16 protein-coding genes are annotated in these 25039 nt (G+C 70.3%); 7 read left to right on the forward strand and 9 right to left on the reverse strand.

What is annotated here, in order from left to right:
* Positions 1-14: 14 nt before the first annotated feature.
* Together OG392_RS28320 and OG392_RS28325 are read left to right on the forward strand one after the other, a co-directional pair.
* A complete protein-coding gene (locus tag OG392_RS28320) occupies positions 15-1199 on the forward strand; it encodes an XRE family transcriptional regulator (RefSeq protein WP_329283982.1) in 1185 nt (394 codons plus the stop codon).
* Between the two features lie 33 nt (positions 1200-1232).
* A complete protein-coding gene (locus OG392_RS28325) occupies positions 1233-2135 on the forward strand; it encodes a phosphotransferase (protein WP_329283983.1) in 903 nt (300 codons plus the stop codon).
* A 276-nt stretch (positions 2136-2411) separates the two neighbouring features.
* Here OG392_RS28325 and OG392_RS28330 read toward each other — a convergent pair whose 3' ends face one another.
* On the reverse strand, positions 2412-6134 hold the full coding sequence (locus OG392_RS28330; protein ID WP_329283984.1) for a hypothetical protein: 3723 nt from the start codon (positions 6132-6134) through the stop codon (positions 2412-2414).
* A 1017-nt stretch (positions 6135-7151) separates the two neighbouring features.
* Here OG392_RS28330 and OG392_RS28335 point away from each other — a divergent pair.
* Positions 7152-7361 carry a helix-turn-helix domain-containing protein gene (locus OG392_RS28335; RefSeq protein ID WP_121827701.1) on the forward strand — a complete coding sequence of 70 codons (210 nt, stop codon included), beginning with the start codon at positions 7152-7154 and terminating at the stop codon, positions 7359-7361.
* A gap of 312 nt (positions 7362-7673) precedes the next feature.
* Positions 7674-8525, forward strand: a complete 852-nt coding sequence (locus OG392_RS28340; protein WP_329283985.1) for a tyrosine-type recombinase/integrase — start codon at positions 7674-7676, stop codon at positions 8523-8525.
* A 420-nt stretch (positions 8526-8945) separates the two neighbouring features.
* Here OG392_RS28340 and OG392_RS28345 read toward each other — a convergent pair whose 3' ends face one another.
* A complete protein-coding gene (locus tag OG392_RS28345) occupies positions 8946-10628 on the reverse strand; it encodes an SWIM zinc finger family protein (RefSeq protein WP_329283986.1) in 1683 nt (560 codons plus the stop codon).
* 226 nt (positions 10629-10854) lie between these two features.
* On the opposite strand from OG392_RS28345, the gene OG392_RS28350 reads away from it, so the two are divergent.
* Both OG392_RS28350 and OG392_RS28355 read left to right on the forward strand, forming a co-directional pair.
* On the forward strand, positions 10855-12780 hold the full coding sequence (locus tag OG392_RS28350; protein WP_329283987.1) for a GmrSD restriction endonuclease domain-containing protein: 1926 nt from the start codon (positions 10855-10857) through the stop codon (positions 12778-12780).
* A 469-nt stretch (positions 12781-13249) separates the two neighbouring features.
* Entirely contained in the window at positions 13250-14293 is a 1044-nt protein-coding gene (locus OG392_RS28355) for an NAD(P)/FAD-dependent oxidoreductase (RefSeq protein WP_329283988.1), read from the forward strand.
* 56 nt (positions 14294-14349) lie between these two features.
* Here the strand turns inward: OG392_RS28355 and OG392_RS28360 are convergent, their stop codons facing one another.
* The 5 genes from OG392_RS28360 to OG392_RS28380 form a co-directional block, all read right to left on the reverse strand.
* Positions 14350-14952: a helix-turn-helix domain-containing protein gene (locus OG392_RS28360; protein WP_329283989.1), complete on the reverse strand. Its 603-nt coding sequence runs from the start codon at positions 14950-14952 to the stop codon at positions 14350-14352.
* A gap of 166 nt (positions 14953-15118) precedes the next feature.
* The gene (locus OG392_RS28365; protein ID WP_329283990.1) at positions 15119-16279 is read right to left on the reverse strand and encodes an acyl-CoA dehydrogenase family protein; all 1161 of its coding nucleotides are present in this window, start codon (positions 16277-16279) and stop codon (positions 15119-15121) included.
* Positions 16280-16282: 3 nt separating this feature from the next.
* On the reverse strand, positions 16283-17038 hold the full coding sequence (locus OG392_RS28370) for a thioesterase II family protein (protein ID WP_329283991.1): 756 nt from the start codon (positions 17036-17038) through the stop codon (positions 16283-16285).
* Positions 17035-18675 carry a GMC family oxidoreductase gene (locus OG392_RS28375; protein WP_329283992.1) on the reverse strand — a complete coding sequence of 547 codons (1641 nt, stop codon included), beginning with the start codon at positions 18673-18675 and terminating at the stop codon, positions 17035-17037. The genes OG392_RS28370 and OG392_RS28375 overlap by 4 nt, the downstream gene beginning before the upstream one ends.
* The gene (locus OG392_RS28380) at positions 18672-21995 is read right to left on the reverse strand and encodes a non-ribosomal peptide synthetase (RefSeq protein ID WP_329283994.1); all 3324 of its coding nucleotides are present in this window, start codon (positions 21993-21995) and stop codon (positions 18672-18674) included. The genes OG392_RS28375 and OG392_RS28380 overlap by 4 nt, the downstream gene beginning before the upstream one ends.
* A gap of 264 nt (positions 21996-22259) precedes the next feature.
* Between OG392_RS28380 and OG392_RS28385 the strand changes: the two genes are divergently transcribed.
* Entirely contained in the window at positions 22260-22853 is a 594-nt protein-coding gene (locus OG392_RS28385; RefSeq protein WP_329283995.1) for a flavoprotein, read from the forward strand.
* A 137-nt stretch (positions 22854-22990) separates the two neighbouring features.
* On the opposite strand, the gene OG392_RS28390 is transcribed toward OG392_RS28385, so the two are convergent.
* Together OG392_RS28390 and OG392_RS28395 are read right to left on the reverse strand one after the other, a co-directional pair.
* On the reverse strand, positions 22991-23398 hold the full coding sequence (locus OG392_RS28390; RefSeq protein WP_329283996.1) for a RidA family protein: 408 nt from the start codon (positions 23396-23398) through the stop codon (positions 22991-22993).
* 56 nt (positions 23399-23454) lie between these two features.
* Complete coding sequence (locus tag OG392_RS28395; RefSeq protein ID WP_329283997.1) at positions 23455-24918, reverse strand: NAD(P)/FAD-dependent oxidoreductase; 1464 nt, start codon at positions 24916-24918, stop codon at positions 23455-23457.
* Positions 24919-25039: the final 121 nt, after the last annotated feature.

Below are 25039 nucleotides of genomic sequence, written 5' to 3' on the forward strand. Positions count from 1 at the left end.
CCCCGCGGGTCACCGTGGAGCAGCTACGCCTGTGGGAGACAGGAAAGCACCGGCCACTTCGCTCGACAGTTCTCGTACTGGCCGCCTTCTACGCCTGCGCACCAGGCGATTTGGACTTGGACGACACCCGGGCGGTCGAGGGAATCGTTCTTCAGGTACGGCCCCCGCACACGCCTCGCACCGATCAGTACAGCGTGCCCGATCTTTCCGAACGTGTTCCGGCTACTGCAGGATCCCTCGTCGACAGGGTCGATGTCGTACGCCTAGCCGTGGACCGCACCCTTGCCTCGGCCACGGTCACCCCCACCCAGCTGGACCACATTGAGGAGATGGTCCTTTGGGCCAGCCAGGAGTACGTCTCCACGCCGCCGACCTTGATGCTCAGCCGTCTTCTGGACTTGCTCGCGGAGGTCCAGGGACTGGCCGCGTCCCGGCAGCCGGCAGCCGTTCAGGTCCGCCTCTCTGAACTAACCGCCATGATCTCCACGTTGACAGCGGACGCGCTCATGAAGCTCGGCGACCTGGCGCGGTCACGGTCCTGGTACGCCACGGCACGCACCGCCGCGGATGACAGCGGGAACGTCGAGCTTCGCGCCCGTGTCAGGGCTCAGGCCGCGATGCTGCCCTTCTACTACGGTCCGATCACCAGCGCGGTGAGCCTCTGCCGAGAGGCCAGGGTGATCAGTAGCAGAGTCCGGGCTTCTGCCACGCACGCCTTCGCGGCAGCAGCGGAAGCGCGGGCTCTCGCCAAGCTCGGTGCCCAGACCGAGGCCGAGGAGGCGCTGCGGTACGCGGCCAAGGCGTTCGAGCACTTCGGAGGGGACTCGTCCAACGACGCCTTCGCCTTCCCGGAGCGCCGCTACCTGCTCTACAAGAGCGGCACGTTGACAGCACTGGGCCACACCCGCGAGGCACGCGTGGTCCAGGAGGAGGCTCTTGCCCTTTACCGGGACAAGAGCGGAATCGACCCGGCGCTCCTCCGGCTTGAGGCCGCGATCTGCTTCGCGCGGGATCGCAGTCCTGACGAAGCCTGCCAGCTAGCCGGCAGCACCTTCCTGCGGATGGACCCCGCCCACCGCACGCCCATCGTGGAGGAAAGGGCCCGTGAGGTCGTAGAGGTCCTCCCGCCGGCGATACGCGCAGGCCGGGCGGCACGCGAGCTTCTTGAGATCATCGAGCTTCCGCCCGGCCGGATGTGACAGGACGGGCCTTCGTCGGTCAGCCTGTGTGGCATGACAATCACGCCGGCCCCCGGTGGGTTCGACGATTTCGAGATGTACCAGGTGCTGGAGCGGGCCTGCGAGAAGGCTGGCCTCGACAGCCGAGACGCGCGTCTCCTCCGCGGCCACACCAATGCGGTCCTCCTTCTGGAGAAGGAGCAGGTGGTAGCCAAGATCGCACGGAAGGGGACGGACGTCGATAGCGTCATGCGCACGGTCTCCTTCGTACGCTGGCTCATCGAAGCAGACTTCCCCACAGTCCCTCTTCACCCTTGCGATCAGCCGCTGATCATCGACGGACACGCTGTCACCTTCTGGACCTACCTGCCACAGCCGGAGAGCCCGGTGCCGGCATGGCAACTGGCGGGGCCCCTGAAGACGCTCCACACCCTGCCTCGACCCCCGATCGCCCTCGCCGAGCACAACAACATCCGCGCGATCCGCCGCTCGCTGAGCGCGATCACCTGCCTCCCTATCGCTCGAGTCCGCTATCTGGAGCATGAGGCGGACCGGCTCGAAGAGGCGCTGGAGGGAGTCCCGTTTGCTCTGGCTTCAGGACTGATTCAGGGCGACCCGCAACACCGAAACGCGCTGCACACTGCCGATGGAACTGCGGTGCTGTGCGACTGGGACACGATCGCCCAAGGCCAGCCGGAATGGGATCTCGTCACCGTCGAAGTCCACTGCCGTCGGTTCGGGTACGGCGAAGCCCACTATCAAGCGTTCGTGGACGCCTACGGGTTGGACATTAGGGAAAGCGCCGGCTACTCAGTTCTCCGCGACATCCGTGAACTGCGCATGGTTACGACAAATGCCCGGAAGGTGCGGCATGCCCCCGAATCTCTGAGTGAGATCCAGCGCCGGGTTGACGGACTGTGGAGGCGAGACGAACAACTTCAATGGAACATCCTCTAGCTGCCAGGTTCCTCGCCGAGGCCAACCTCACCACCGGCGGCCACCAGTTCGACAGCCCCATCCTGAGCAGCCCCGCGTCCCCGTGCTGGCCGAGGACTGCGACTGCGCCCGCTATCACCATGCTGCTGAGGCTCGCTGAGGTGTACGGGGGCGGTTTCATGCCGCCAGGCGGGACGGGCGAGCGGACCCAGGTGCGGCATCGCCCCCAGCGTATGGCTGCGATGCCTGGTGCCCTGCGGCGGGCTGCTGGTCGCTGCCCGCCGCAGGTGGTGGTCGCTACCAGGCCGTGGCACGTTCTACGTCGTTGGCGTAGCGGCCAAGGGCCTGTCCGAGGTCGGCCCGGCCCTCGGTCCCGGGTTCGGAGGTGCCGACGGCGTCCTGCCCGGCTCGGATCACGGCGTGGGCCCGGTAGTCGATCTGGCCTTGGCTCCTGCCGGTGCCGGCCACCAGCGTGGTCAGGATCCGTAGGGCATCCGGATTCTGGGCGCTGCGGGCGGCTCGCTGCGCGACCCGGTCGGGGTACTTGATGTCTGGGGTGGCGGCGACGGTGCGCAGGGTCCGGGTCAGCCACTGGTGCTGGTCGGTTCCTTCGGCGAAGGCGAAGTGGCCGATACCTACGAGGGCAGGTGCGAGGTCGGGGTCTCCGTCGACGAGGTCCAGGGCCTGGTCCCAGAGCTGCAAGGCGCGCTGGTGCAGAGGGTGGGGACCGGCGACCTCTTCGAGGGGCAGTGCCCGGGCGATGTCGCCGAGGAGCGTCGAGACGGCCGCTGGGCCGCCGTCACCGCTGATCAACGTGGCGAGGAAGTCGGAGTCGAAGGTGCCCGGGGAGTGGAGCAGGGTGGCGGCGAACCGGTCGAACACCTCCTCGGGTGCACCGGCGCGCAGGTAGTCAGTGACCTTGCCGGGGTCGAGGTCGCCGAGCACCGCGAACTCGTCGGCGCCGAGGCGGCGCAGCGAGCGCAGCCAGGTGTGAATCGGGGCGGACGGTGCGGCGAGGTCGAGCAGGGGGGCCTCGTGGTCGGTGTACCAGGGCAGGGCGTAGCGGCGCAGCGGGGTGAGGGCCGCGCCGATGGCGGCCAGGGCGCGGTCGTCGCGGCCGTCGGTGACGAGCTGGGTCAGTTGGGTGGCGGCTTCGGCGGGCAGCTCGCCTTGGTCGGCTGCGCGGCGGACAGACCACTGGAGGAAGGCGACCAGGGCGAGGCCGCCGGAGGTGGCGCTCGCGGCGACGTAGGGGTTGTCCGGGACCGAGGCGGGCGCGGTCCAGGCGCGGACGCCGGCCATCAGCCAGGTGACGGCCGCGGCCTCGTCCACGCCGGGGCCGACTCCGAGTGCCCAGGCATGGCGCAGCAGCTGGGCCACGAGGTAGCGGGCGCGTTCGTCGATGTCCGGGTCGGCGCTGCCTTCACCTGCTTCGAGCTGGTTCTTCAGGTCCCAGGCGGCGGTGCATGCGTTGGTAAGCAGTCGTCCGCCGTCGTCGGTGAGGCCGGCCTGCTGGTCGGTGTGCAGGGCCTGCAGGTAGACCGTGCGGAGGTCGAACGAGCTGAGGGTGGCTGCGACGGCCGAGATGTCGGCCGCCCAGGCTGCGGGGTCCGCGTGGATGGCGGCTTCCAGCATCCGCAGGTCCGTTCGCTTGTAGTAGTCCCCCTGCGAGGGAGTGCGTGCCGAGAGCTCAGAGGCGCCCTCAAGGACACCGTGCTCCTTGCAGCGGGTGACGAAGTCCGCCACCGTGCTTTCGCCGTGGTCGGGGTACGGCCCGATTTTGATCAGCGGTTCGGTGAGGGCCGGGGGCGGCCCGGTGAACTCGGCCAGCAGGTCCAGCACCGGGCCCCAAGGTGCCAGCACCGACGCGGGCGCCACCTCCGAGAGGCAGTAGACGGTCCGCCAGACGGGCTGGAGAGCGGACTCCCACTCCAGCTCCGGCATGTCGGTCGCATCCTCGCCGAGGAGCTCGGCCAGCGCTTCCGTGCCGCCGAGCACGGAGACGAGCGTGCGGGCGATACGGGCGCCGTCGTCTGCCAGCTCGGCGCGGGCGGCCCGCAGTGCGTCCGGGCCGGGCACCGGACCGAAACCCTCGGTCAGGGCCGCCTCGAGGTCGACCTGGTCCGCCGGATCGCAGGTGCCGATGACCACCTGGACGAACCGGCCGACGTCCGGGGTGAGGTAGGTCATGGCGCCCAAGCGGGCGAGCACCGCAAAGGCAGCCTTCCACCACGAGACGTCCGTCGGCGCGATCTCGGCGGCGTCCACCAGGTGGACTGCGATCAGCCGCTCCCGCTCCCAGCCGCCCAAGGTCTTGGCCGTCCAGGCACCGGCCCGTGCGGCCAGGCTGGTGCCGGCCTCGCTGAGCTCGACGCGAGCGAACTCGATGCAGGCCGCCGCCGCGAGCCGGGCCCCTGTCAGCGCCCGCCCCCCGGCCATGCTCGGCGCACGCAGGTCGTCGCTGATCTGCAGCTGGTCCCGGACGCCTTCGACCGCGAGGTGGGAGGCGAGTACGGCCGCGAGTCCGGTGCGGACCCGCTGAGCCAGTTGCGCGCCACCCGTTCGGCCGGTCTCCAGCAACTGGGCCAGCACGGTACGGATGTTCCAGGAGTCGGCCGCGGAGCCGTCCGACCCAACGGACAATGCCTTGACCGCCGCCTCCACCCACGCGGCGTTCCGGTGTGCCGGCAAGGTCTCCTGCGCCCAGTAAACCGCCATGGTCCGAACGCCGTCGACGGAGTGTTTCTTCAACGCGTCGGTGACCAGGGCCGCGCCGTGGCTGCCGAGATGCCGGCACAGCATGACGAGCTCGGCGGTGGCTCCGGGGCCGGACTGCCAGATCGTCTCCAGGCGCTTGTCCTTGGTCAGCCACTCCACCAGACGCGCGGGATTCTCGGCAGCGAGACGCTCGAAGTAGTGCCTGGCCGGCCACCGGCCCTCCTCCGGTAGGAGCCGGACAGAGTCCAGATTCTCCAGCCACTCCCAGCCGGTGAACCGCGTGAACAGGTAGGGGGCGGCAGCGGGGTTGTGCAGCTTGTTGACCTTGTGGATCTGCGCGGGAGCCGGGGAAGCGACCGCGCCGAGGGCCACCCACTCGGGAGCCTGGTCGACGACCGTGGCGACGAGCTCCTGGATCAGGGCCAGGCAGTCGTGCAGCATCGCGACCGCCGTCACCGCGCTCGCCTCGCGACCAGGGTGTACGACCCCAGACCCGATGCTGTACTGGTCCGTCCAGAGCTTGAATGCCGCCATTTCTGCCTTGCCCGGCCGCTGGCCGGTCGCGTCGTGGACCACGGTGGTCAGCTGCATGATCCGGTAGGAGCCCTGTTGCTCCTCCATCTCGCGGAGCCGCGCGTAGGCCGCACCGACCGCTTCGAGGCGCCGGTCGAGCACCGCCCGACGGCGGAACTCCTCATCCGACCGGATCTTGTGGAGCTTGCGCAGCGCGACTGTCAGAGGGTGTCCGACGGTCAGCGTCTGGGACACCGTGGAACCCAGCCCGTCGACGGCGTCCAGCACCTCCTGGGTCGCGCCGAGCGCCGAGATCAGTGGGTGCCCGGCTTCCGTAGCCGCGGTCCGGGAGCGGAGCAGCTTGACGATGGCCTCCCCGAGAGCACTGTCCGCGTCCACCCTTTGAGGGAACGCCGGCAGGGAGTCCAGGGCCTCGATCAGGCCGTCCACCGGAGTCGCGGCCTTACGCGAGCCGTCCGTGTTGAAGACCGTACCGAGGGACTTGGAGACCTCAGCCTGGGCCGCCTTCAGCCCCTTGTAGTTGTTCCCGCCGATCTCCATCAGGCGCTCGATCGCAACCCGGCACATCGCCTGCGCGGTGACGTACGGCTCTTCGCGGCCTTCCGGCTCGCACAACATGGCGCAGATGTCGCGCAGCAGGCCAAGCGCGACCGCGCCTTCCTGCTTGGGCCCGAAGTTCTGCAGCCGCAGGGCGAACAGGGAACCTTCCGCCAGCAGCGCTACGTCATTCGCCGATGGCCTGGTCCGGTCAGCCTCGAAGATGGTCACGGCGGCACGGTACCGGCGCGTCGGCCGGCGCTGCGATCGGTTTCCGGGGATGTAGCCCCCGCAGGCCGTCGAGGCCGTTTGGTCAGGCCGCCTCTTCGGCCGCCCCGGACTCCTGGTGGGCCTGCCGCACGCGGCGCAGGGTCTCGACGACTGCCCGCTGGCTATCCCCACGTGCGTGATCACCGCCTAGCGGCCCGTGCAGGTTAAGAAGCGTGCAACTTCGCGGTCGTCGTTTTGAACGCCGGGTTCCTTCGACTGGGTGCTCGGTATTGCCGGTGAGGCGAGGGTTCGCGCTTTGGTATCGCTCACGGCAGACGAGACTTCCCATTTTGGAGTGGAAGCCAGCGTGGAAGCATGTCAATCTACACCTCCGTACCACTGGAATTGGCGCAGTGGTGGATCTTTGGGAGGACTTCTGTCGAAGGTTTCGTTGTCTGTCTGAGTTTCATCCCCCTTGCTAATCGCCCTCGGCGCGTCGCAGGCCGCGTTGTCCCAGGAGCGCAGTGATTTCGGCGGAGTATCGACTGGGTTGTGTCTGTGCGCGTGTGTGCTGCTGGGCTGTTTGGAGAGGATCTCCTGCAACGTGACTACCGTCGAGACCGACTGGTCCTTGCCTATGTGGCCAGGTACCCCGGAGTCGAGGCTCGACAGGTGGCTCGTGCCATCGAGGGTCCCGAGCGTGTTGCTTCGCGAAGCCTCACTCGACTCACGGAGGGACGGCCTCCTCGCTTGTGTTGTGGACCTCCAAACGCCAGGCAGAAGGGCACACCGACTTGCACGCTGAAGAGGCTCGGCCGCGTCGAGGAGTCATCGGCGGCCCGAAGCGGAGCGCAACATAGCCCATGAACGCCGGTTAGCCTAACCGGCGATTCTGGGGACCATGGATATCGGTCGCGCCGACTACTTGGCGGTGGGTGGTGCTGGCCTTCCTGTCCATTCCTGTGAGCCGCTCTGCTTTGGCAGTCAAATTCCGATCGTGCTCATGGGGCTTGCTGTGCGAGGCGAAAGGTCCCAACTGTGTGCGATTCCCTGCTCTCGGTTCCGCGAGTCGCAGCGATGCTCGACATCAGTCGCAGGTCTGTATATCGCTACATCGAGCTGGGAGAACTGTCGGTCGTCGACCTCCGTACCGGAAATGGACGCTCGCGGGTTCGGATACCTAGCCGCGATGTGCGTGAATTCGTGGGGCGACGTACATCAACAACTTCGTGCAGGCGTCCATCCTAGCTGCGCTCCCTATTTTCGATCGCGCAGATCACATCGCAGAGAGAGTGAATGGCCTACCTTCGTAAACTCCCGTCCGGAAAGTGGCAGGTAACTGTCAGAAGCCGGGCCGGTGATCGGTATAGCGAAACGTTTCCCCTGAGGTCTCAGGCTCACGCATGGGGCCGGGACGAAGAGGCGAAGGTCAGTAGGTCCGCCTACCGCGATCCTCTTGCTGGAAAGATCAAGTTTGGTGCCTGGCACGATCGATGGTGGGAGGCGCGTGTCGTTGAACCACACACCCGCCGAGGTGACGAATCGTCCATCCGCAACCACGTGACTCCCCACTGGGTCGACTGGGAGCTGCGTGACATCGCGCGACTCGACGTGCAATCTTGGGTCCGCAAGATGACGGTGGCAGGTACTGGTGCCTCGGCGATCCGCAGGGCCTACAACCTGACATCGTCCATCATGAAGGCAGCGGTCGAGGAAGACCTCATATCGGTCACTCCCTGCCGCGGTATCGATCTTCCCAAGGAAGCGGTCAAGCCACCTCAGTGGTTCACGGTGCCGCAGGCACAGGCGATCATCGCGAAGCTGGACCAGCCCTGGCAAACCATGGCCTTGCTGGCCTTCTACACCGGACTGCGGTGGGGGGAGCTCGCGGGGCTGCATGGCCATCGCATCGACTGGCGCCGCAGTCGCCTGTTCGTTGTGGAGGTCAACACCAAGTCCGGGATCAAGGAATACCCGAAGAGTTCCAGGAGCCGCCGGGAGGTCCCCATCCCTGATCACGTGCTTGAGGCACTGGCGCGCCACATGCACGGACGTGAGAAGGACGGTGTCGTCTTCACGACCGTCACGAAGGGGCGGGCAGGTCGGCTGCTCGACGATGGCAACTGGAGGACGTACGTCTGGTGGCCGGCGGTGAAGGAAGCAACGTCCCCCGATTTCGCCGGGGACCTGCGCCCGGTGCCGCACTACCCCCCGCACTCCATGCGCCACACGTGCGCTTCGTGGCTGGTCCAGAATGGGGTCTCGCTGTACGAGGTGCAGCACCTGCTCGGCCATGAGAGCTACCAGACGACGCAGCGATATGCCCACCTTGCCCCGGACGCCCATCAGGCAGTGCTGGGTGGCTGGACGCGTCTGGAGTCCCAGCTGATCATCCCCGCGGCAGCGGCTTGATCGTCACAACGACTAACCGAACGTAGTCGTGGCCGAGGCGAGTGGACCTTGTACGCCATGCCTTCTCAGCGTCGGAGGGCGCACCCGTTGTGGGTGCGCCCTCCGACGCTGCTGCGTTTCCGGTACGGTCGGCAGTACTGGTTCGATCGATGATCGGCTTAAGAGCGGGCAGCGAGCCTCTGACGCACACCTTTGGGCGTGACGCACGTTTGACGCATGGCGCTCCGTTCGTCACGAGGATTCGCCTCTGACCTGCACGTTCTCTCATGGTGAGGTGTCTCTACGCGTTCCCGATGACGCACCATGTCGAGTGCGTCGCCATCCTGGAACCGGTGAAGAAGGACGCGTGACCTGGGGCTTCCCGGGTTCTGTCGTCTGCTCGGGCTCCTTTCGGGCGAGCGATGCAGGAAGGCTCGGGCGTCACAGCCCGTGCTGGTCGAGCAGAGTCATCAGCTTGCGCTTGCGTCTCTGGACGGCGCGCAGGGTGGTCGTGTAAGCGGTGAACGTGTCCCGTGTGCCCAGGGCGATGTGGCAGGCGCGGGCGCTGAGCAGCAGCGCGGTCAGCTTCTCGTAGGTGGCGTCGCCCGTCAGGGCGAGGAGCGGGGTGATCAGGCGCAGGTACACGGTCAGCGCTTCGGCGGGGCGGCGGTCCCGGACACGGTCGGCGAGGGTGAGCCACTGGCGGCTGTCGGCGTGGCCGTCGACGGCCGCCTCCCAGGCGGCGTCGAGGTCCCCGTCGTCCAGCAGGGCGTCGACCAGGGCCGAGCCCGAGTGGCCGAGGCCTTGGTGAGGCCGGGCGGCGGCACGCAGGACGTCGAGCGCTGCCGAGCGTTGCGGCGCGTCCCAGCAGCCGGCCGCGCGGGCCGCCGTCCGCAGATCCTGGTACGCGGCCAGGGAGGGGCGTCGCCGTAGGACGTCCCGGCGGACCGTGATCACGTCTGCACGGCGGTCGGCCAGGGCATAGCGCTCACAGGTGAAGTCCACGAGGCGGGCGTCCGGGCCGCGGTCCGGATCGGCCTCACGCAGCCCGCGCTCGGCCCACTCCAGGGCATCGGCGGGGCGTCCCGCCCGCTCCAGTTCACGGGCGATCACCAGGTGTGTGGCGCCTGACCGGGCGAGGTCCGCCGCGTGGACGGCGATCAGCGCGTCCACACCGCCGTCCAGCTTCGCCAGCTGTTCCATGAGGTGCTTCTCCGCCCGGCCCTTCGGGTGGGCACGCCAGGCGGGCACCACCCGTTCGTACGCCCGCGCCAGGCCCACGGCGCCCAGCACGTCCTCGTAGTCGGACAGCGTGACGTCGGTGACGTCGTTCAGGTCGCTCAGGAGATGGTCCACCAGCCAGTCGGCGGTCTGCGCCGGGTCGGGGCGGGCCGCCCGGCAGGCGTCCAGATGCACCTCGGCGAGCGCCTCCGCCACGTCGCCGACGGCTCCGTCCGAGTCGTCGATCTCGCCGTAGTTCCTGCCCAGGACCGTCACGGCCTCCCGGGCCGCCTCCATCGCCTCCGCCGCCCGGCCGGACCGCACCAGGGCGCGCAGAGCGGAAACGGCTTCGGCGGCCTGGAGGCCGTAGGCGCGGGCGTCCGCGTACTCGATGGAGCCGTACCGGGCGAAGGGCCGGGTGTCGAGCTGCCCCAGGACGTGCTCGCGGACGGCATCGAGATCGTCCCCCGCGACCGCCGCGCGCAGTTCGAGCCGACGGCGCAGGGCGCGGTCGTCCGCGAGCTGTTCCCTTACCAGGGACAGGAGTTCGTCCCGGCTGCGGGCCTCGAGCCAGGCATCGAGCCGGCGGCCGCGGGACGCGGCGGTGGCCCGTCGAGCGGGGACCGAATCCGCCCGAGACAGTACGGTCAGGCCCACGGCCACGCAGTGCTTGCAGAAGTTGCCCTCCTGCCCGTACGGGCAGGAGCACCATCCGGTGAGACCTCTCTCGTGCCCCGTCAGTTCCACTTCGTAGACGTCGGTGCCGTCGACGGTCGCGGTGATCGTCGTCTCCGAGATCTCCAGCGCGGACACGGAGGACAGGTAGTCCCGACTCCGCTCGAACGAGCCCGGTCCCGCCAACCGGCGCAGCTCGTCCTCGTCGAAGCCCAGTGTGCTCTTCATGACCCTCATTGAAGTGCACCCGCTGCGTGGAAGTCCTGCGCTTCGCTCTCCTCCGGCGCTGGCGGTGTCTGCGGCTCCGCGAGTTCGCGCCCGTCCTTCGGGCGCGCGTCCGCCGGGCGGGAAGTCGGTGCTCTCGCTGGTCGGATCTCGTCGCTTTTCGCGTTCCTGACGCTGTGTCACTGATGATCGGTAGCATGCCCAGGGCCGACGACGAGCTGGGGGGACCATGGGGCTGGCGAACGAGAAGATCATCTCTCAGGTGGAGGACCTGCTGACCGGCAGGGTCGTGATCCCCTCCATCCAGCGCGACTTCGTATGGATGCGGCCGGACGTTCGAGACCTCTTCGACTCGCTCTACCGGGGATACCCCGTCGGCGCCCTGCTGCTCTGGAAGACGAACCTGACCGTTCCCTTCAAGACGGCCGCCGTCGTCCAGACCGCCGCATCGCAGCATCAGCCCCTCTATCTGCTGGACGGCCAGCAACGGCTGACTTCCCTGGCCTGGGTGTACCGGCCCGCGTCGAAGGCCGACGGCCGTCTCATCGACCTGCGCTTCGACGTGCGTACCGAGGAGTTCGTCAATCCGAGCGCGGTTCAGCGCAAGGACCCTCTGCTGTTTCCCGTGTCGCTGCTGCTCCAGGAGAACGCGCAGTTCTACCAGGTTCTGCGCGATGCCGGTGTGCCGTTCGAGAGTCCGGATTTCGACGCCTGGACGCGGCGGCTGCAGAAGGTGAACAACATCCGGCACCACCAGATCGCTGTCATCACCCATGAGTCCGACGACTACGAGGAGGTCGCGGAGCTCTTCGCTCGCCTGAACAAGGGCGGTCGCCGGCTGTCCAAGGGCGATCTCGTGTACAGCGCCATCGCGGCACGGTGGTCCGACGGCCTGGACACCATGGATGCCTTCCACCAGGAGCTCCAGGACAGCGACTTCGCGCTGAACAGGGAGGCCGTACTCCGCCTCATGAGCCTTCTCGCGGGGACCGGCGCACACCACATCAAGCTCATCGGGGCGGAGATCGGCGAAGCCGCGCTGAAGGAGGCCTGGCAGGCCACCGAAGGGGCGTTGCGTCTGGCCATCGACTTCCTGCGGGCGGATTGCTGGATTCCGCGGTCCGAGATCCTCTCTTCTCCCAACCTCACCATCGTGCCGGCGCTCCTGCTGCACGAACGAGGTGGCAAGCTGCGTCCGGGCGAGGCGGAGGCGCTGCGCCGGTGGGTCTATACGGCGATGGCGTTCAGCCACTACTCGCTGCAGGTCGAGGGGAAGCTGGAAGCGGAGTACAGGCTCATCCGGGCACGGGGCGGAGACGACCTGTTCGTCGAACTCATCCGCCGGGCCTCAGGACCCCGCTCCGCCGACAGCTCCCTCCACCCCAGGGACCTGGAGCAGAAGTACTCCACTCATCCCTTCTTCAGGCTGCTGTACATCGCCGCGCTGCGCGGCGGGGCGCGGGACTGGGCGACCAACATCACGATCAGCGACCAGCCGATGAACACCGGCGCGAAGATCGAGTTCCATCACGTGTTCCCGCGAGCGCGAGTGCAGCCGGTGTATGCCAAGGAGGAGTGGAACAGCCTGGCCAACCTGGCCTTCGTCACCGGTCGGACCAACAAGATGATCTCGTCGAGGCTCCCCGCCGCGTACATGCAGGACATCGCGACCGAACGGCTGGCCGAACAGTGGATCCCCGGCGATCCGGAGCTGCGGTCTCTCGATCGGTTCCCGGACTTCCTCGCCGAGCGCAGGACTCTGCTCGTCGACGTCCTCAACAGGATGCTGGAGCTCCCCGCACACACCGGGCGAACAGCTCACCAGGACACCGACGAACTGCCGGACGACGAGGCGGTGATCGCAGAGGACGGAGCCACCCCCACGCTCCTCCGGGCGCAGGTTCAGGAGCTCAGGACCGAGCAGGGCATCGAGGTCCACGCGGTCTATGAGGGGCAGAGTGCCCGAGCCTTCTACGATCCCTCGTCCCGCGTCGTGACGGTTCACTCCGGGCCCGGCCGGGGCGAGTACGAGTCGCCCAGCGGGGCGGCGGTGGCTGTGGTGCGAGCCGTCAACCCGCATGTCAACCCCAACCGCAACGGGTGGAGCTTCTGGACGGTCACCGCCACGGGGAATCTGCTGCAGAGCATCCGCTAGGCCCTGCCGGCGCACTGCCGTCCGCCCCGACACGGGCGGCGGCCCGGGGACTTCAGTGGTCGGGTTCGGGTGGCAGGTCCCGTGCCCACGCCGCTCGGCGGGTGCCCGCCGGGTAGGGGAGGGACGCGGCCGACGACTCGGCGCGGGTCAGCTCCCTGGTGCCCTCGGTTGCCCGGCCGAGGTGGGTTTCGGCCAGGGCGAGTGCCCGGGTTCCGGGGCGGACGGCCTCGTGCAGCCGGCCGGCTCTCCGCGCGCGCCTGGTCGAGGCGGCCGGCGAGTCCCGATCTGCGCAGGGGCGAACGTGGCAGGTGCATCGGGATGCTCCTCGGGGAAGGTTCGGGGAGCCCGGACGCTAGACAGCCGCCGTCATCCGGGAATTGCAGCCCCTCGGGCGGGCCGCCCGGCCCGCACCGGTGTGCCCCTCGCCGGCCGTCCCGGAAACGGCAACAAAGATTGTTCTGGTTTCGGGGTGGGCCGCACCCTGGCGGCGGAGGTGATCGCCATGACCGGCGCCCACAAGGAAACCAGTGTCCGAATCTCGTACGACGTGATCGTCATAGGCGGCGGGGCGGGTGGGCTCAACGCCGCGCTCGTGCTCGCGCGGGCGCGGCGCAGTGTCGCCGTCGTCGATTCAGGGGAGCCCCGCAACGCTCCCTCGGCTCATATGCACAGCTTCCTCTCCCGTGACGGAGTGTCGCCGCTGACCGTGCTCGAGACCGGGCGCGCCGAGATCGCGCGCTACGGAGCCGTGCGGATCGAGGGGCGGGTCGACCAGGTCGAGGCGCGTGACGAGGGCGGCTTCGTCGTGCGGCTCGACGGCGGTGCCTCGCTCGACGCACGGCACGTCGTGCTCGCCACCGGGCTGCGCGACCAGCTGCCCGAGATCCCCGGTGTGCGGGCGCTGTGGGGCGGGGACGTGCACTTCTGCCCCTACTGCCACGGGTATGAGGTGCGTGACGAGCGGATCGTCGTGCTCGGGGTGCATCCGGCCTCCGCCGGGCAGGCGCTGCTGCTGCGGCAGTGGTCGCACGACGTCGTGTACGTCTCCCACGACCGGCCGCTGAGTGAGGACGAGCGTGAGCTCATGGACGCCCGCGGGGTTCAGGTGCTCGACGGGTCCGTGGCCACCCTGCTCAGCAAGGACGGGCGGCTGCACGCCGTCGAGCTCGCCGACGGGCACACCGTCGACTGCGCCGGTGTCTTCCTCTTCCCGAAGATGAGCCCGAACGACTCCGCCTTCGACGGGCTCGGCTGCGACCGTGACGAGCAGGGCTGGCTGGTCACCGACCGCGCCGGGCGCACCAGCCGTCCCGGCCTCTGGGCCGTCGGCAACGTGGTGGACTCGCGCGCCCAGGCCGTCACCGCGGCCGGCATGGGAGCCGCGGCCGCGTTCGCGCTCAACCACGACCTGGTGGACGAGGAGATCCAGCGGGATCTCCGGGCTCACCGGGCCTCCGCCGACACCGCCGGGGGCCGTTCCCCCGGGGCCGAGGAGCCCGTTCCCGCCGCCTGATCCGGCCTGCCGGCGTCCGTCCCCGCGCCGCCTCCCCCTCCTCGCCCGTCTCCGGCTCAGTCGCCGGAGGCGGGCGTTCGGCCTGTCGGCCTGGCGCGGATGTGCATGCGCTCGCCCTGGCGTCCGAAGAGGCTGAGGACTTCGACCGATCCCTGCCCCGTGCTGCCGAACCAGTGCGGCAGCCGGGTGTCGAACTCGGCGACCTCGCCCGGGTCCAGGACGATGTCGTGGTCCGCGAGCACGAGCCGGAGCCGTCCGGAGAGCACGTACAGCCACTCGTATCCCTCGTGGGTGCACAGCTCCGGGTTGTCGCGGCTCGCCGGGAGGACCATCTTGTAGCTCTGCAGCGGGCCGGGCTGCCGGGTCAGCGGCAGCACCGTGTTGCCGTTCACCGCGTGCGGCTTGAGCCGGACCCTGGGGTCGCCCACGTCGGGGGCCCCGACCAGTTCGTCGATCGGGACCTGGTGGGCCTGGGCGATGGGCAGCAGCAGTTCCAGGCTGGGGCGGCGCTGGCCGGCCTCCAGGCGCGAGAGGGTGCTCTTGGAGATCCCGGTGACCTCAGACAGGGCGGCGAGGGTGACACCGCGGGCGGTGCGCAACCGCTTGAGTCGGGGACCGACGGCGGACAGGGCCTGGGCGATGGACGAGGGCTGCTCCACGCCGTCATTACATGCACTTGTTCCGGAATTTGCAAAGAGAGGTGCTGTTTTCGGACGCCGCCTTCCCGTCGCCCACACGCGACCGCCCCGTCCCTCGCGCGTCGGGGGTGGTGCGCGCGGGGGACGGGGCCGGCCGTGCGGAGGACGTCCTGCGCCTCGGGGCGCGTCAGAGGCCCAGCGAGCGCCCTATCAGTTCCTTCATCACCTCCGTCGTCCCGCCGTAGATGGTCTGCACCCGGCTGTTGGCCCACTCGCGGGAGATGGCGCTCTCCTTGAGGTAGCCGAAACCGCCGTGGATCTGGAGGCAGCGGTTGGCGATGTCCACCTGGAGCTCGGTCGTCCACCACTTCACCTTCGCGGCGTCCGTCACCGACAGCCGGCCCGCGTCGAGTTCGGTGACGCAGTGGTCGAGGAAGACCTGGGCGATCGTCAGTTCCGTGTCCATCGTGGCCAGTTGGAAGCGGTTGTGCTGGAAGGTGCCGATCGGCTGCCCGAAGGCCTCGCGGGTCTTCGCGTACCGCAGTGTGTCGGCGAGCATCCGTTCCGCCGCCCCCACCGCCACGGTCGCGATGCTGAGCCGTTCCCGGGGCAGTCCCGCCATCATGTAGGCGAGGCCGGCGTTCTCCTTGCCGATCAGGTTCTCGGCCGGCACCCGGCAGTCGTCGAAGAACAGTTCGCAGGTGTCGCTGGCGTGCCAGCCGAGCTTCTCCATGCGCCGGCCGCGGGTCAGGCCGGGCGTGCCGCGCTCCACCACCAGCAGGCTGATCCCCTGGGCGCCGCGGTCGGGGGCGGTCTTCGCGGCGACCACGACGACATCGGCGTTCTCGCCGTTGGTGATGAAGGTCTTCTGCCCGTTGAGGACGTACGTGTCCCCGTCCCGTACCGCGGTCGTACGGATGTCGGCGACGTTGGAGCCGGCGTCCGGCTCGCTCATCGCGATGGCGGCGATCAGCTCGCCCGCGCACAGTCCGGGCAGCCAGCGCGCGCGCTGCTCCTCGGTGGTCCGCTCGGCCAGGTACGTGGCGATGACGTCGTTGTGCGCCACGAAGCCGGGCGCGGTGGCCCGAGCCCACATGATCTCCCGCTGGAACACCGCCGGATAGCGGTAGTCCGGCTCGCCGCCCCCGCCGTACGCGGGGTCGACGCCGATGCCGAGGAGCCCGGCCTTGCCGGCCGCCCGCCACACCGAGCGGTCGACGATGCCCTCCCGCTCCCAGCGGGCGTGGTGCGGGACGACCTCACGGTTCAGGAACTCCCGGCAGGTCTCCCGGAACTGCTCGTGCTCCGGCCCGTATCGCGACCGGGGGCCGTCCGTGTTCCGTGCCATGGCTCAGGCCCTCCCGGGGTCGGTGGCGTCGCCGATGATCGACAGCGTCTCCTCGGGGTGCTGGACCGCGGCGAAGTGGCCGCCCTCGATCTCCACCCGTTGGACCGGGGCGGTGCTGTGCTCCGACCATGGCCAGACCCGCTCCGGCGGGGCGTGGACGTCCTCGCGCGCGGCGATCAGGGTGAGCGGGAAGTCCACCCGCAGGCCCGCCGCCTCCCGGGCGAACTCCGCCCGCACGCAGTCGTCCTCGCGGAGCATCCGCAGGAGGATCCGGCTCATCGTCGGCTCGGCGAGCACCGCGGGCGGGGTTCCGCCGTCGGCCGCCGTACGGGCGAGCAGCTCGTCGTCGGGGACGGCTGCGAGCAGCGCCCCCGGCCGCTGGAGCGCGGGCGGTACCGCCCCGGAGAGCACCGACCGCACCGGTGCGAGTCCGGTCTGGCGGGCGACGTGCTCGGCCACCGCGAGGCTCATCGTTGCGCCGAAGCTGTGGCCGAACGTCGCCCAGCGCAGCCCGGGGGTCCGCTCGCGCTCGGCGAGCAGATCGGCCACCACCTGCTCGGTCATGGCCCGTACCAGACCGTGGTAGTTGACCGCCTTGCGCTCCTGACGGCGCGCGCCGCGGCCGGGCGCGTCCACGCCCCGGAGCCGCAGCCGCGGCTCGCCGAGGGTCTGCCAGCCGCGGTAGACCTGCGAGGTCGCCCCCGCGTGCGGGAAACAGTAGAGCCGCACCGGAGGGCTCGTGACAGGGTGCACGGTCATTCCTTCATGCTCCGGGCCAGCTTCTCGGCCAGCATCAGGGTGGTCAGATTGGTGGGGGCGCTGGGGATGACGGGGAAGAGCGAGGCGTCGGCGATCCGCAGGTTCTCGGTGCCGTGCACCCGGCCGATCTGGTCGGCGACGGCGTAGGGGTCGGAGTCCGGGCCCATCCGGCACGAACCGGCGGCGTGCCAGCCGGGGTTCATGATGTGCCGGACCCCGCTGCGCAGCACGCCGTCGTTGGCGACCATCCGGTCGCTCCAGAACTGGGTACGCGTCAACCGGGCGGACAGGCCCGGTGAGCGCAGGAACCCCCACGCCCTGCGGACGCCGTGGCAGAGGCGCTCGACGTCCTCGGGGTCGGTGCCGAGGCCGAGTTCGATGACGGGTGAGGCCAGCGGGTCGGCGCTGTCGAGGAAGACCCGGCCGCGGGAGCGGGGGCGCAGCAGCATCACGGACATGCCGACGACCAGGGGCCAGCCGAGCCGGTCGACGAAGCCGGGGATGGTGTGGCTCTCCACGTTGTTGAGGAGCCCCATCTGGACGTCGACGTCGTCGTCGAATCCGCTGCTCATCCGGGCGGCCACCTGCCGCCAGGGCAGTCCGGGCGTACACACGCCGTCGGCCGGCCGTGACCAGATGACGACGGAGGGGTGGTCGACCAGGTCGCGGCCCACGCCGGGCAGGTCGGCGACCGGGTCGATGCCGAGCGCGCCGAGCAGGGCCGCGTCGCCGACGCCGGAGCGCTGGAGGATCACGGGGGTGCCGACGGCCCCGGCGGCGAGGACCACGTGCCGGGCCCGGACGGTGTCGAGCCGCCCGTCCCGTTCGGTCTCCACGCCGACGGCACGGCCGCGGTCCTTCGGGTCGAACAGCACCCGGGTGACCCGTACGCCGGGACGGACGTGGAGGTGGGGCAGGCCGCGGGCCCCGGAGAGGAACGCGGTGGCGGCGTCGATGCGCTCGCCGTCGACCGTGTTGCCGGGGATCGGTCCGATGCCGGCCTCCTCCCCGGAGTTGAGGTCGGGGAGGTCGGTGACGCCCTGGCGGTTGCACTCCGCCCAGAAGGCGGCGTCCAGGGGGTGGACCCGCTCGCGCGGCGTCCGGCGGATCGGGAGGGGTCCGCTGTCGCCGTGCGGGGGCCGGTCGGGGTAGTCGGCGTCGTTCTCGACGGCCCGGTAGAAGGGCAGCACCTTGTCCCAGGACCAGTCGGTGTTGCCCCGCGCCGCCCAGGCGGCGAAGTCCCGGGGCAGCCCACGCAGGGCGATGGCCCCGTTGACGGCGGAGCCGCCGCCGACGACCTTGCCGAGCTGATAGGGGAAGCGTTCCCAGAGGGCGCGGGCCTGGGTGCCGGTGCCGTCACCGCCCTTGAGCAGCTCCTCCAGGCGGCCGCTGCTGCGGAGGTTGGCCCGGTAGTCCCAGTTGAACCCGGCGAGGACGAGCCGGCCGGCGTCGGCCAGCGGGTGGGCGCGGTCGCGGGGGCTCGGCTGGTCGGGCCCGGCCTCCAGGAGCAGAACGGTGCCGGAGTCGCGGGCGGCGAGCCGCGCGGCGACGAGCGCCCCGGCGGAGCCGCCGCCGACGACGACGTGGTCCCACTCGGCCACGGTGGGGTCCGGGGGCGCGGAAGACGTCGTGGTCATGCCGCGGACCCCTTGGACTCGACGGACCCCTCGGACCCTTCGGACTCCGCGGACCCCGCCGCCGGAGCGATCAGTTCGGCGAAGGACGAGATCGACGCGTTCATGAAGAGGCCCTCGACCATCTCCTGCTCCATGTCCGCCTCGATGCCGAACTCCGCGCGCAGCACCGTGAGCAGACCGACCGCGTGCAGCGAGTCGCCGCCGATGTCGAAGAAGCCCTCCTCGACGCCGAAGTCGCCGTGGCCGAGCTGCTGGGACCAGAGCGCGAAGAGCCGCTCCTCGACCCGGCCGCGCGGGGCGACCCGGGTGCCGGTGGTCTCGGCGTCGTCGTTCCACGGGGTGGGCAGCGCCTTGTGGTCGATCTTCCCGTTGGTGGTCAGCGGCAGGGTCTCCAGGGTGAGGAAGCGGCTCGGCACCATGTAGCCGGGCAGGACGGCGGCCAGTGCCTCGCGCAGCTCGGCCGGGTCCGGCACGGCGCCCGCCTCGGGCACCACGTACGCCGCGATCTGCCGCTGTCCGGTACGGGCGTGGGCGGGCGCGGTGACGAGGGCGGTGCGCACCTCGGGCCGGCGCAGCAGCGCGGCCTCGATCTCGCCGAGCTCGACGCGATAGCCGTTGATCTTCACCTGGAAGTCCTCGCGGCCCAGGATCTCGATGTCGCCGCCGGGCAGGTAGCGGCCGAGGTCGCCGGTCCGGTAGATCCGCTCCCCGGTGACGGGGTGGACCGGGAACCGTTCGGCGGTGCGCCCGGGGTCGCCGAGGTAGCCCTGGGCCACGCCGACGCCGCCGATGTGGATCTCGCCGGTGACCCCGACGGGCGACGGCTCCTGCCACTGGTTGAGGACGTGCATCGTCTGGTTGGCGAGCGGCTTGCCGTACGGGATGCTCGACCACTCCGGCCGGACGGTCTCGACGGGGTGGTGGATCGACCAGATGGAGCCCTCCGTGGCGCCGCCGAGGCTGATCACCCGCATCGCCGGGAGCTTCTCGCGGATCCGGGCCGGCAGGTCGACGGGGATCCAGTCGCCGCTGAGCAGGGCGAGCCGGAGCCGGCAGCCGCGCGGCACCGCGCCGTCGCCCAGCGCGTCGATCCACATCCGCATGGGCGCGGGCACGCTGTTCCAGATGGTCACCCCGTAGCGGCCGACGAGCTGGGACCAGTGGGCGAGGTCGTTGCCGCGCGCGGGGTCGGGGACGACGACGGTGCCACCGGCGCCGAGGACACCGAAGAGGTCGTACACGGACAGGTCGAAGCCCGCCGGGGCGAGGGCCATCGTGCGGTCGTCCGGGCCGACGCCGAAGCGGCGGTTGATGTCCTGGACGGTGTTGGCGGCGCTGCGATGGGTGATCATCACGCCCTTGGGCTCGCCGGTGGAGCCCGAGGTGAAGATGACGTAGGCGAGGTCGTCGGGTCCCTGGCGGCGTCCGGGGGACCACTCCGGGCAGGCCAGGGTCTCCGGGTCCTCCGGGGTCAGGACGGTCACACCGTCCGGCCAGGGCAGCGACGCGCGCAGTTCGGGGTCGGTCACCACGGCCCGTACCGAGCAGCGGGCGAGCAGCTTCAGGCGCCGCTCCTCGGGCAGTTCGGGGTCGATGGCCACGTACGCGGCGCCGGTGTGCAGGACGCCGAGCAGCGCGGCGAACTGGGCGGCGCCGGGCCGCATCGACACGGCGACGATCTCGTTCGGGGCCGCGCCGGGGGCGCGGAGCAGCCGGTGCGCGATCCGGTGGGCGGACTCGGTCAGCTGCCGGTACGTGGTCTCCGCGCCGGGCGTGATCACCGCGGGCGCGTCGGGGCTGCGCAGGGCCGCCTCGGCGACCAGTTCGTGCAGGAGCGCGGCCGGGATGTCCTGGGTGGTGGCGTTGGCCCGGGTGCGCTCCTCGGCCTCCGCGGCCGGCAGCGGCACGATGCCGCGGGTGGCGTCCCAGAGCGCGGGCTCGTCGACGAGGCGGTCGAGCAGCGTGGTGTACGCGGCGAACATGGCCTCCAGGATGCCGGCGGGGAACAGACCCTCGACGGCGTTCCAGTTGACCGAGAGCCGGCCGTCGAGCTCCAGGATCTGGTTCTCCAGCCAGACCTGCGGCGTACGGCTGTGGTCGTGGACCAGCGGCCCGAAGGACTCCAGACGGCCGGCGCCGGGCGCGCCGCCGCCGCCGGCCCCGAGGGTGCTGGAGAAGACCACGGGCAGCGAGGCCCGGCCGTCGTCCTTGCGGCGGGCGAGGTCGCGCAGGACCCGGATGCCGCCGTGCGGGTGCGCCAGGTCCTCCAGGAGACGCAGTTCCAGGTCACGGGCGCGTCGTCCGAAGCTCTCCTCCGGGTGGCCGCCGACGGCGAGCAGGCTCGGGTCGAGGAAGTTCCCGATGAGGTCCTCCACCCGCGGGTGCAGACCGAGCCGGTGGAACTGGGTGACGGTGAGGGTGAACTCCTGCCGTCGCGACCAGGTCCGGAGGACCTCCGCGTAGGCGGCGAGCAGCACGCCGGACGCGGTGAGGCCGTGCCGCTCGGCCGCCGCCCGCAGCGCCGCCCACCGTTCGGGGGAGAGCCGCGCCCGGTGCCGTACGAAGCGGGGGGTGCCGAGCTGCTCCGGCGCGGCGGCCAGCGGCAGTTCGGGCGCGCCCGGCAGGGAGTCGAGACGGTCCGCCCAGTAGGCGGCCGACTCCCGGCCCAGGGCGTCCCCGCGCAGCTCCTCCCGTGCGAGGACGTAGTCGCGGAACGACAGCTCGGGCGGCTCGGGCCGCCACGCCGGGTCGTCGTGACATCGACGCCACTCGTCCATGAGCCGGTACAGCCCGCGCATGTCGAGGAACAGCAGGTCCACGGCGACATGGAGGCGCAGCCGGTCGTCGTCGAGACGGGTGGCCCGGACGTCGAGGAGTGATGTCCGGTCCAACGGCATGACCTCGCCGGTCAGTTCGGCCCGTATGCGCTCCAGCTCCGCCGTCCGCTCCGGCTCGGGCCGGCCGCGCAGGTCGGTGACACGGATGTCGTACGGGACGACCTCGGCCGCCGGGACGACGCGCTGGGTCTGGTCGGTCCCCGCGACCGTGCGCAGGGCCTCGTGGCGGGCGATCACGGTGCGCAGGGCCTCGGTGAGCCGGTCGGTGTCGAGAGCGGGACAGTCGAACTCCAGGTAGTACTGGCTGGAGATGCCGCCCAGTTCGAGTCCCTTGTGGCGGCCGATCAGATACGCCTGCTGGATGTCGGTCAGCGGGAAGGGTTCGTGCCGGTGCTCCGGCCGCGGCTTGAGCTCGAGGAGCCGGTCCTCGTCCAGGCGGGGGTGACCGGCACCGCCGCGCAGCCTTGCGAAGAGATCCTCCATCGTCGTCCGTCCCTTTTCCTCGGATGCCCTGCCGGGCTTTCGGATGCCGTGCCGGGGTCCTCGCACGCCCTGCCGGGCTTTCGAATTCCCTTGCGGGAAGCGACGTTAGGCAGGGGGCCAAAGGGTCTCAATACGGTGGGACCGTAGGGACGACCGAAGGATTTCGGTGCCGCTGGACCGCTGCTGGACCGGCCCTGGATCCGCTCTGGAGTGCCCTGCCGTACCTCTTGACCTGCGGTGGGACGGCGGCGACATCATCGGCCCATGGGAATTCGAAACTCCCCGGAGTCGACCGGGAAACGCATACTCATCGGTGCCACCGGGTCCATCGCGGTGACCGGACTTCCGGCGTATGTCGCGGCGATGCGCCGGCAGATCGAGGGCAGCACGTTCACCGTTCTGATGACCCACACGGCGACCTCCTTCCTTTCCCCGGAGAGCGTCGCGCTCTTCGCCGAAAGGGTGGTGAGCGGGGAATCCCCGGCGGACTGGCCGACCGACAAGCCCTCCCGGCTCGCCGCCGACCACGACATCCTCGCGGTGCTGCCGGCCACCGCCCACACGCTCGCGTCGGCCGCCGCCGGCGCCGCGCCCAACCGGCTGCTGACGGTCGCGCTGTCGGTGGACTACCCGGTGATCCACTTCCCGGTGATGGGCGCCAGGATGTGGCACAAGCCGGCCGTGCGGCGGAACATCGCGCGGATCCGTGAGGACGGCGGTCTCGTCAACGAGCCGGAGTGGCACGACGGGTTCGACCCGACCACGGGAACGGTCAGCCGGCACCCGGCCCTGCCCGCGCCGGAGGCCGTGGCCACGGTGATCGAGGACCTGCTGGCCAAGCGGCGGCCGTCGTCCTGACGGCGTTCCGTCCCGCACGAGGGCGGCCCGCCGGCCGCGCGGCCGCCCTCGTCCCGACCGCCTCCCGTCACGCGTGAGGGCCCCGCCGGATCGGCGGGGCCCTCGTGCGTGCGTCGTGCGGGACGGTCCGGGAGCGGTTACTCCGCGATCGCCGTGGCCTCGATCTCGATCAGGAAGTCGGGTTCGGCGAGGGTGGTGACCCCGACGAGCGTGGTCGGCCGGACGATGTCGGCACCGATCTTGGCGGCCGCGCGCTCGGCGCCCGCCGTGATCGCGTCCCACTTGTCCAGCGACCAGTCCACCGCGTAGATGGTCAGCTTCACCACGTCGTCGAAGGTGGCGCCGGCCGCCGCGAGACCGGTGGCGATGTTGAGGTAGACCTGCTCGGTCTGCGCCGCCAGGTCGCCCATGCCGACCGGCTCGCCGTCGGCGGTGCGCGGGGTCTGGCCGCTCAGGAAGATGACGCGGCTTCCGGTGCCGACCGCCAGCTGCCGCCAGCCGTAGGGCTTGGTGAGTCCGGGCGGGTCGATGTTCTCGACGGCCATGGGGTGTCCCTTCTGGAGGTAGGGGTGCGGGGTGAGGGCCTGGGGCGACGGGGCGGTCAGCGGTGTTCGCGGCAGGTGGCGTAGTACTTGCGCAGCAGGCTGACCAGCTCCGGGTCGAAGCGGGAGGCGAAGAGCAGCTCGGCCGGCGGGGTGAACTCGGGATCGAGCTCGTCGGCCCAGGCGAGGGTGGCCGGGCGCAGGTCCATCTCGATCCACTGGTGCCACTCGACGGGGATCGTCCAGTCCTGCTCGTACCCGATTCCCATCTGGTGGTCGATGAGGAGGTCGACGATCTCCTCGCGCGTCCCGGTGCGGTACGGCTGTCGCAGCGGTGCGAAGCGGTCCAGGTCGGCCCGCGGCTCCTCGCCGAGGATGCGGGCGGCGAAGTCCTGGGCGAGCAGCGGCGACAGGTGCAGTCCGTCGCGGTAGGTGCCGGTCATGATCGTCAGGCCCTGCATGCCGCCGTCGCCGAGCAGCGGGAAGCCGTCCATGGAGACCGGGCGGTTGCCGACCTGGACCTTGGTGACCTCGCTGTTCCAGAGGTTGCGGCGGACCTGGCGGTGGGCGCACTGGAGCAGGAAGACCAGGTCGCGCATCTCGGCGGTGTCGCGCGGCTCGACGGCGATGACGTTGGTGGCGCCGACGTAGACGTGGCCGTCGCCGCGGGGCACGACGTGCAGGCCGCAGGCGAAGGAGCGGTTCGGCGTACGGATGACGCTGTCCGGGCTCGTACCGTCCTGCGTCTTGATCAGCGAGGAGACCCCGTAGCCGCTGACCAGGCGCGGGATGCGCGGGCCGACGGGCAGGCTGTCCAGGAGTTCCTGGGTGCGGGCCCCGGCGGCCAGGGTGATGTGGTCGGCGGAGACCGTGCGGCCGGAGGCGAGCACGACTCCGGTGACCCGCTCGCCCCGGTACTCGACCCGCGTGGCGAACTCGGGGACGAGGGTGACGCCGGCCCGTACGGCGGCCGATTCGAGCCGTTCCAGGAGGGCGGCCGCGTTGACCGCGTGCTCGCCGGGTATGTGGAAGGCCTTCAGCGGGCGGGAGATGGGCTCGGCGTCCACCCAGTCGAGGTCGGCGGGCTCCACGTCCTCGAACGGCTCGTCGTAGTGGGTGAGTTCGGCGCGGATGGCGTTGTAGTTGGCGTCGTCGATCTCGGCGGTGCCGATGGTGTTCAGGACGACGGTGGTGCCCTGGGCGGTCTTGACCGGCGAGCCCTCCGTCTGCTCCTCCAGCTCGTCGATCCACGGTCCCCACATCTCGGTCGCCTTGATGCCGAGTTCGAGTTTGTGGCGGCCGTGCTCGGTGGCCAGCAGAGAGGTGGTGACCTCGCCGAAACAGCCGAGCATGGCGCCGGCCGCGGCCGATCCCGCCCAGGGGCGGTGGGGTTGGCCGAGCACGGCGACCCGCTGCCCGCGTCGTGCCAGGACCCAGGCGAGCGACAGTCCCAGGACTCCGTTTCCGGCGATGACGGTGTCGTAGCCGGTACCGTCCGCGTCTGCGTTCCTGTTGGCGTTCATCAATGTCCAATCTCCCGGGGCGTCGTCAGGTCGCCCCGATGGGTGTGGGTGGGTCGATGGCGTCGGAACTGCTGGTGCGTGTGGTGCGTGTGGGGCCTTGGCGCGGGGAGGGCGCGTGGGG

The organism is Streptomyces sp. NBC_00691, assembly GCF_036226665.1.
In the GTDB taxonomy this organism is placed as follows: Bacteria; Actinomycetota; Actinomycetes; order Streptomycetales; family Streptomycetaceae; genus Streptomyces.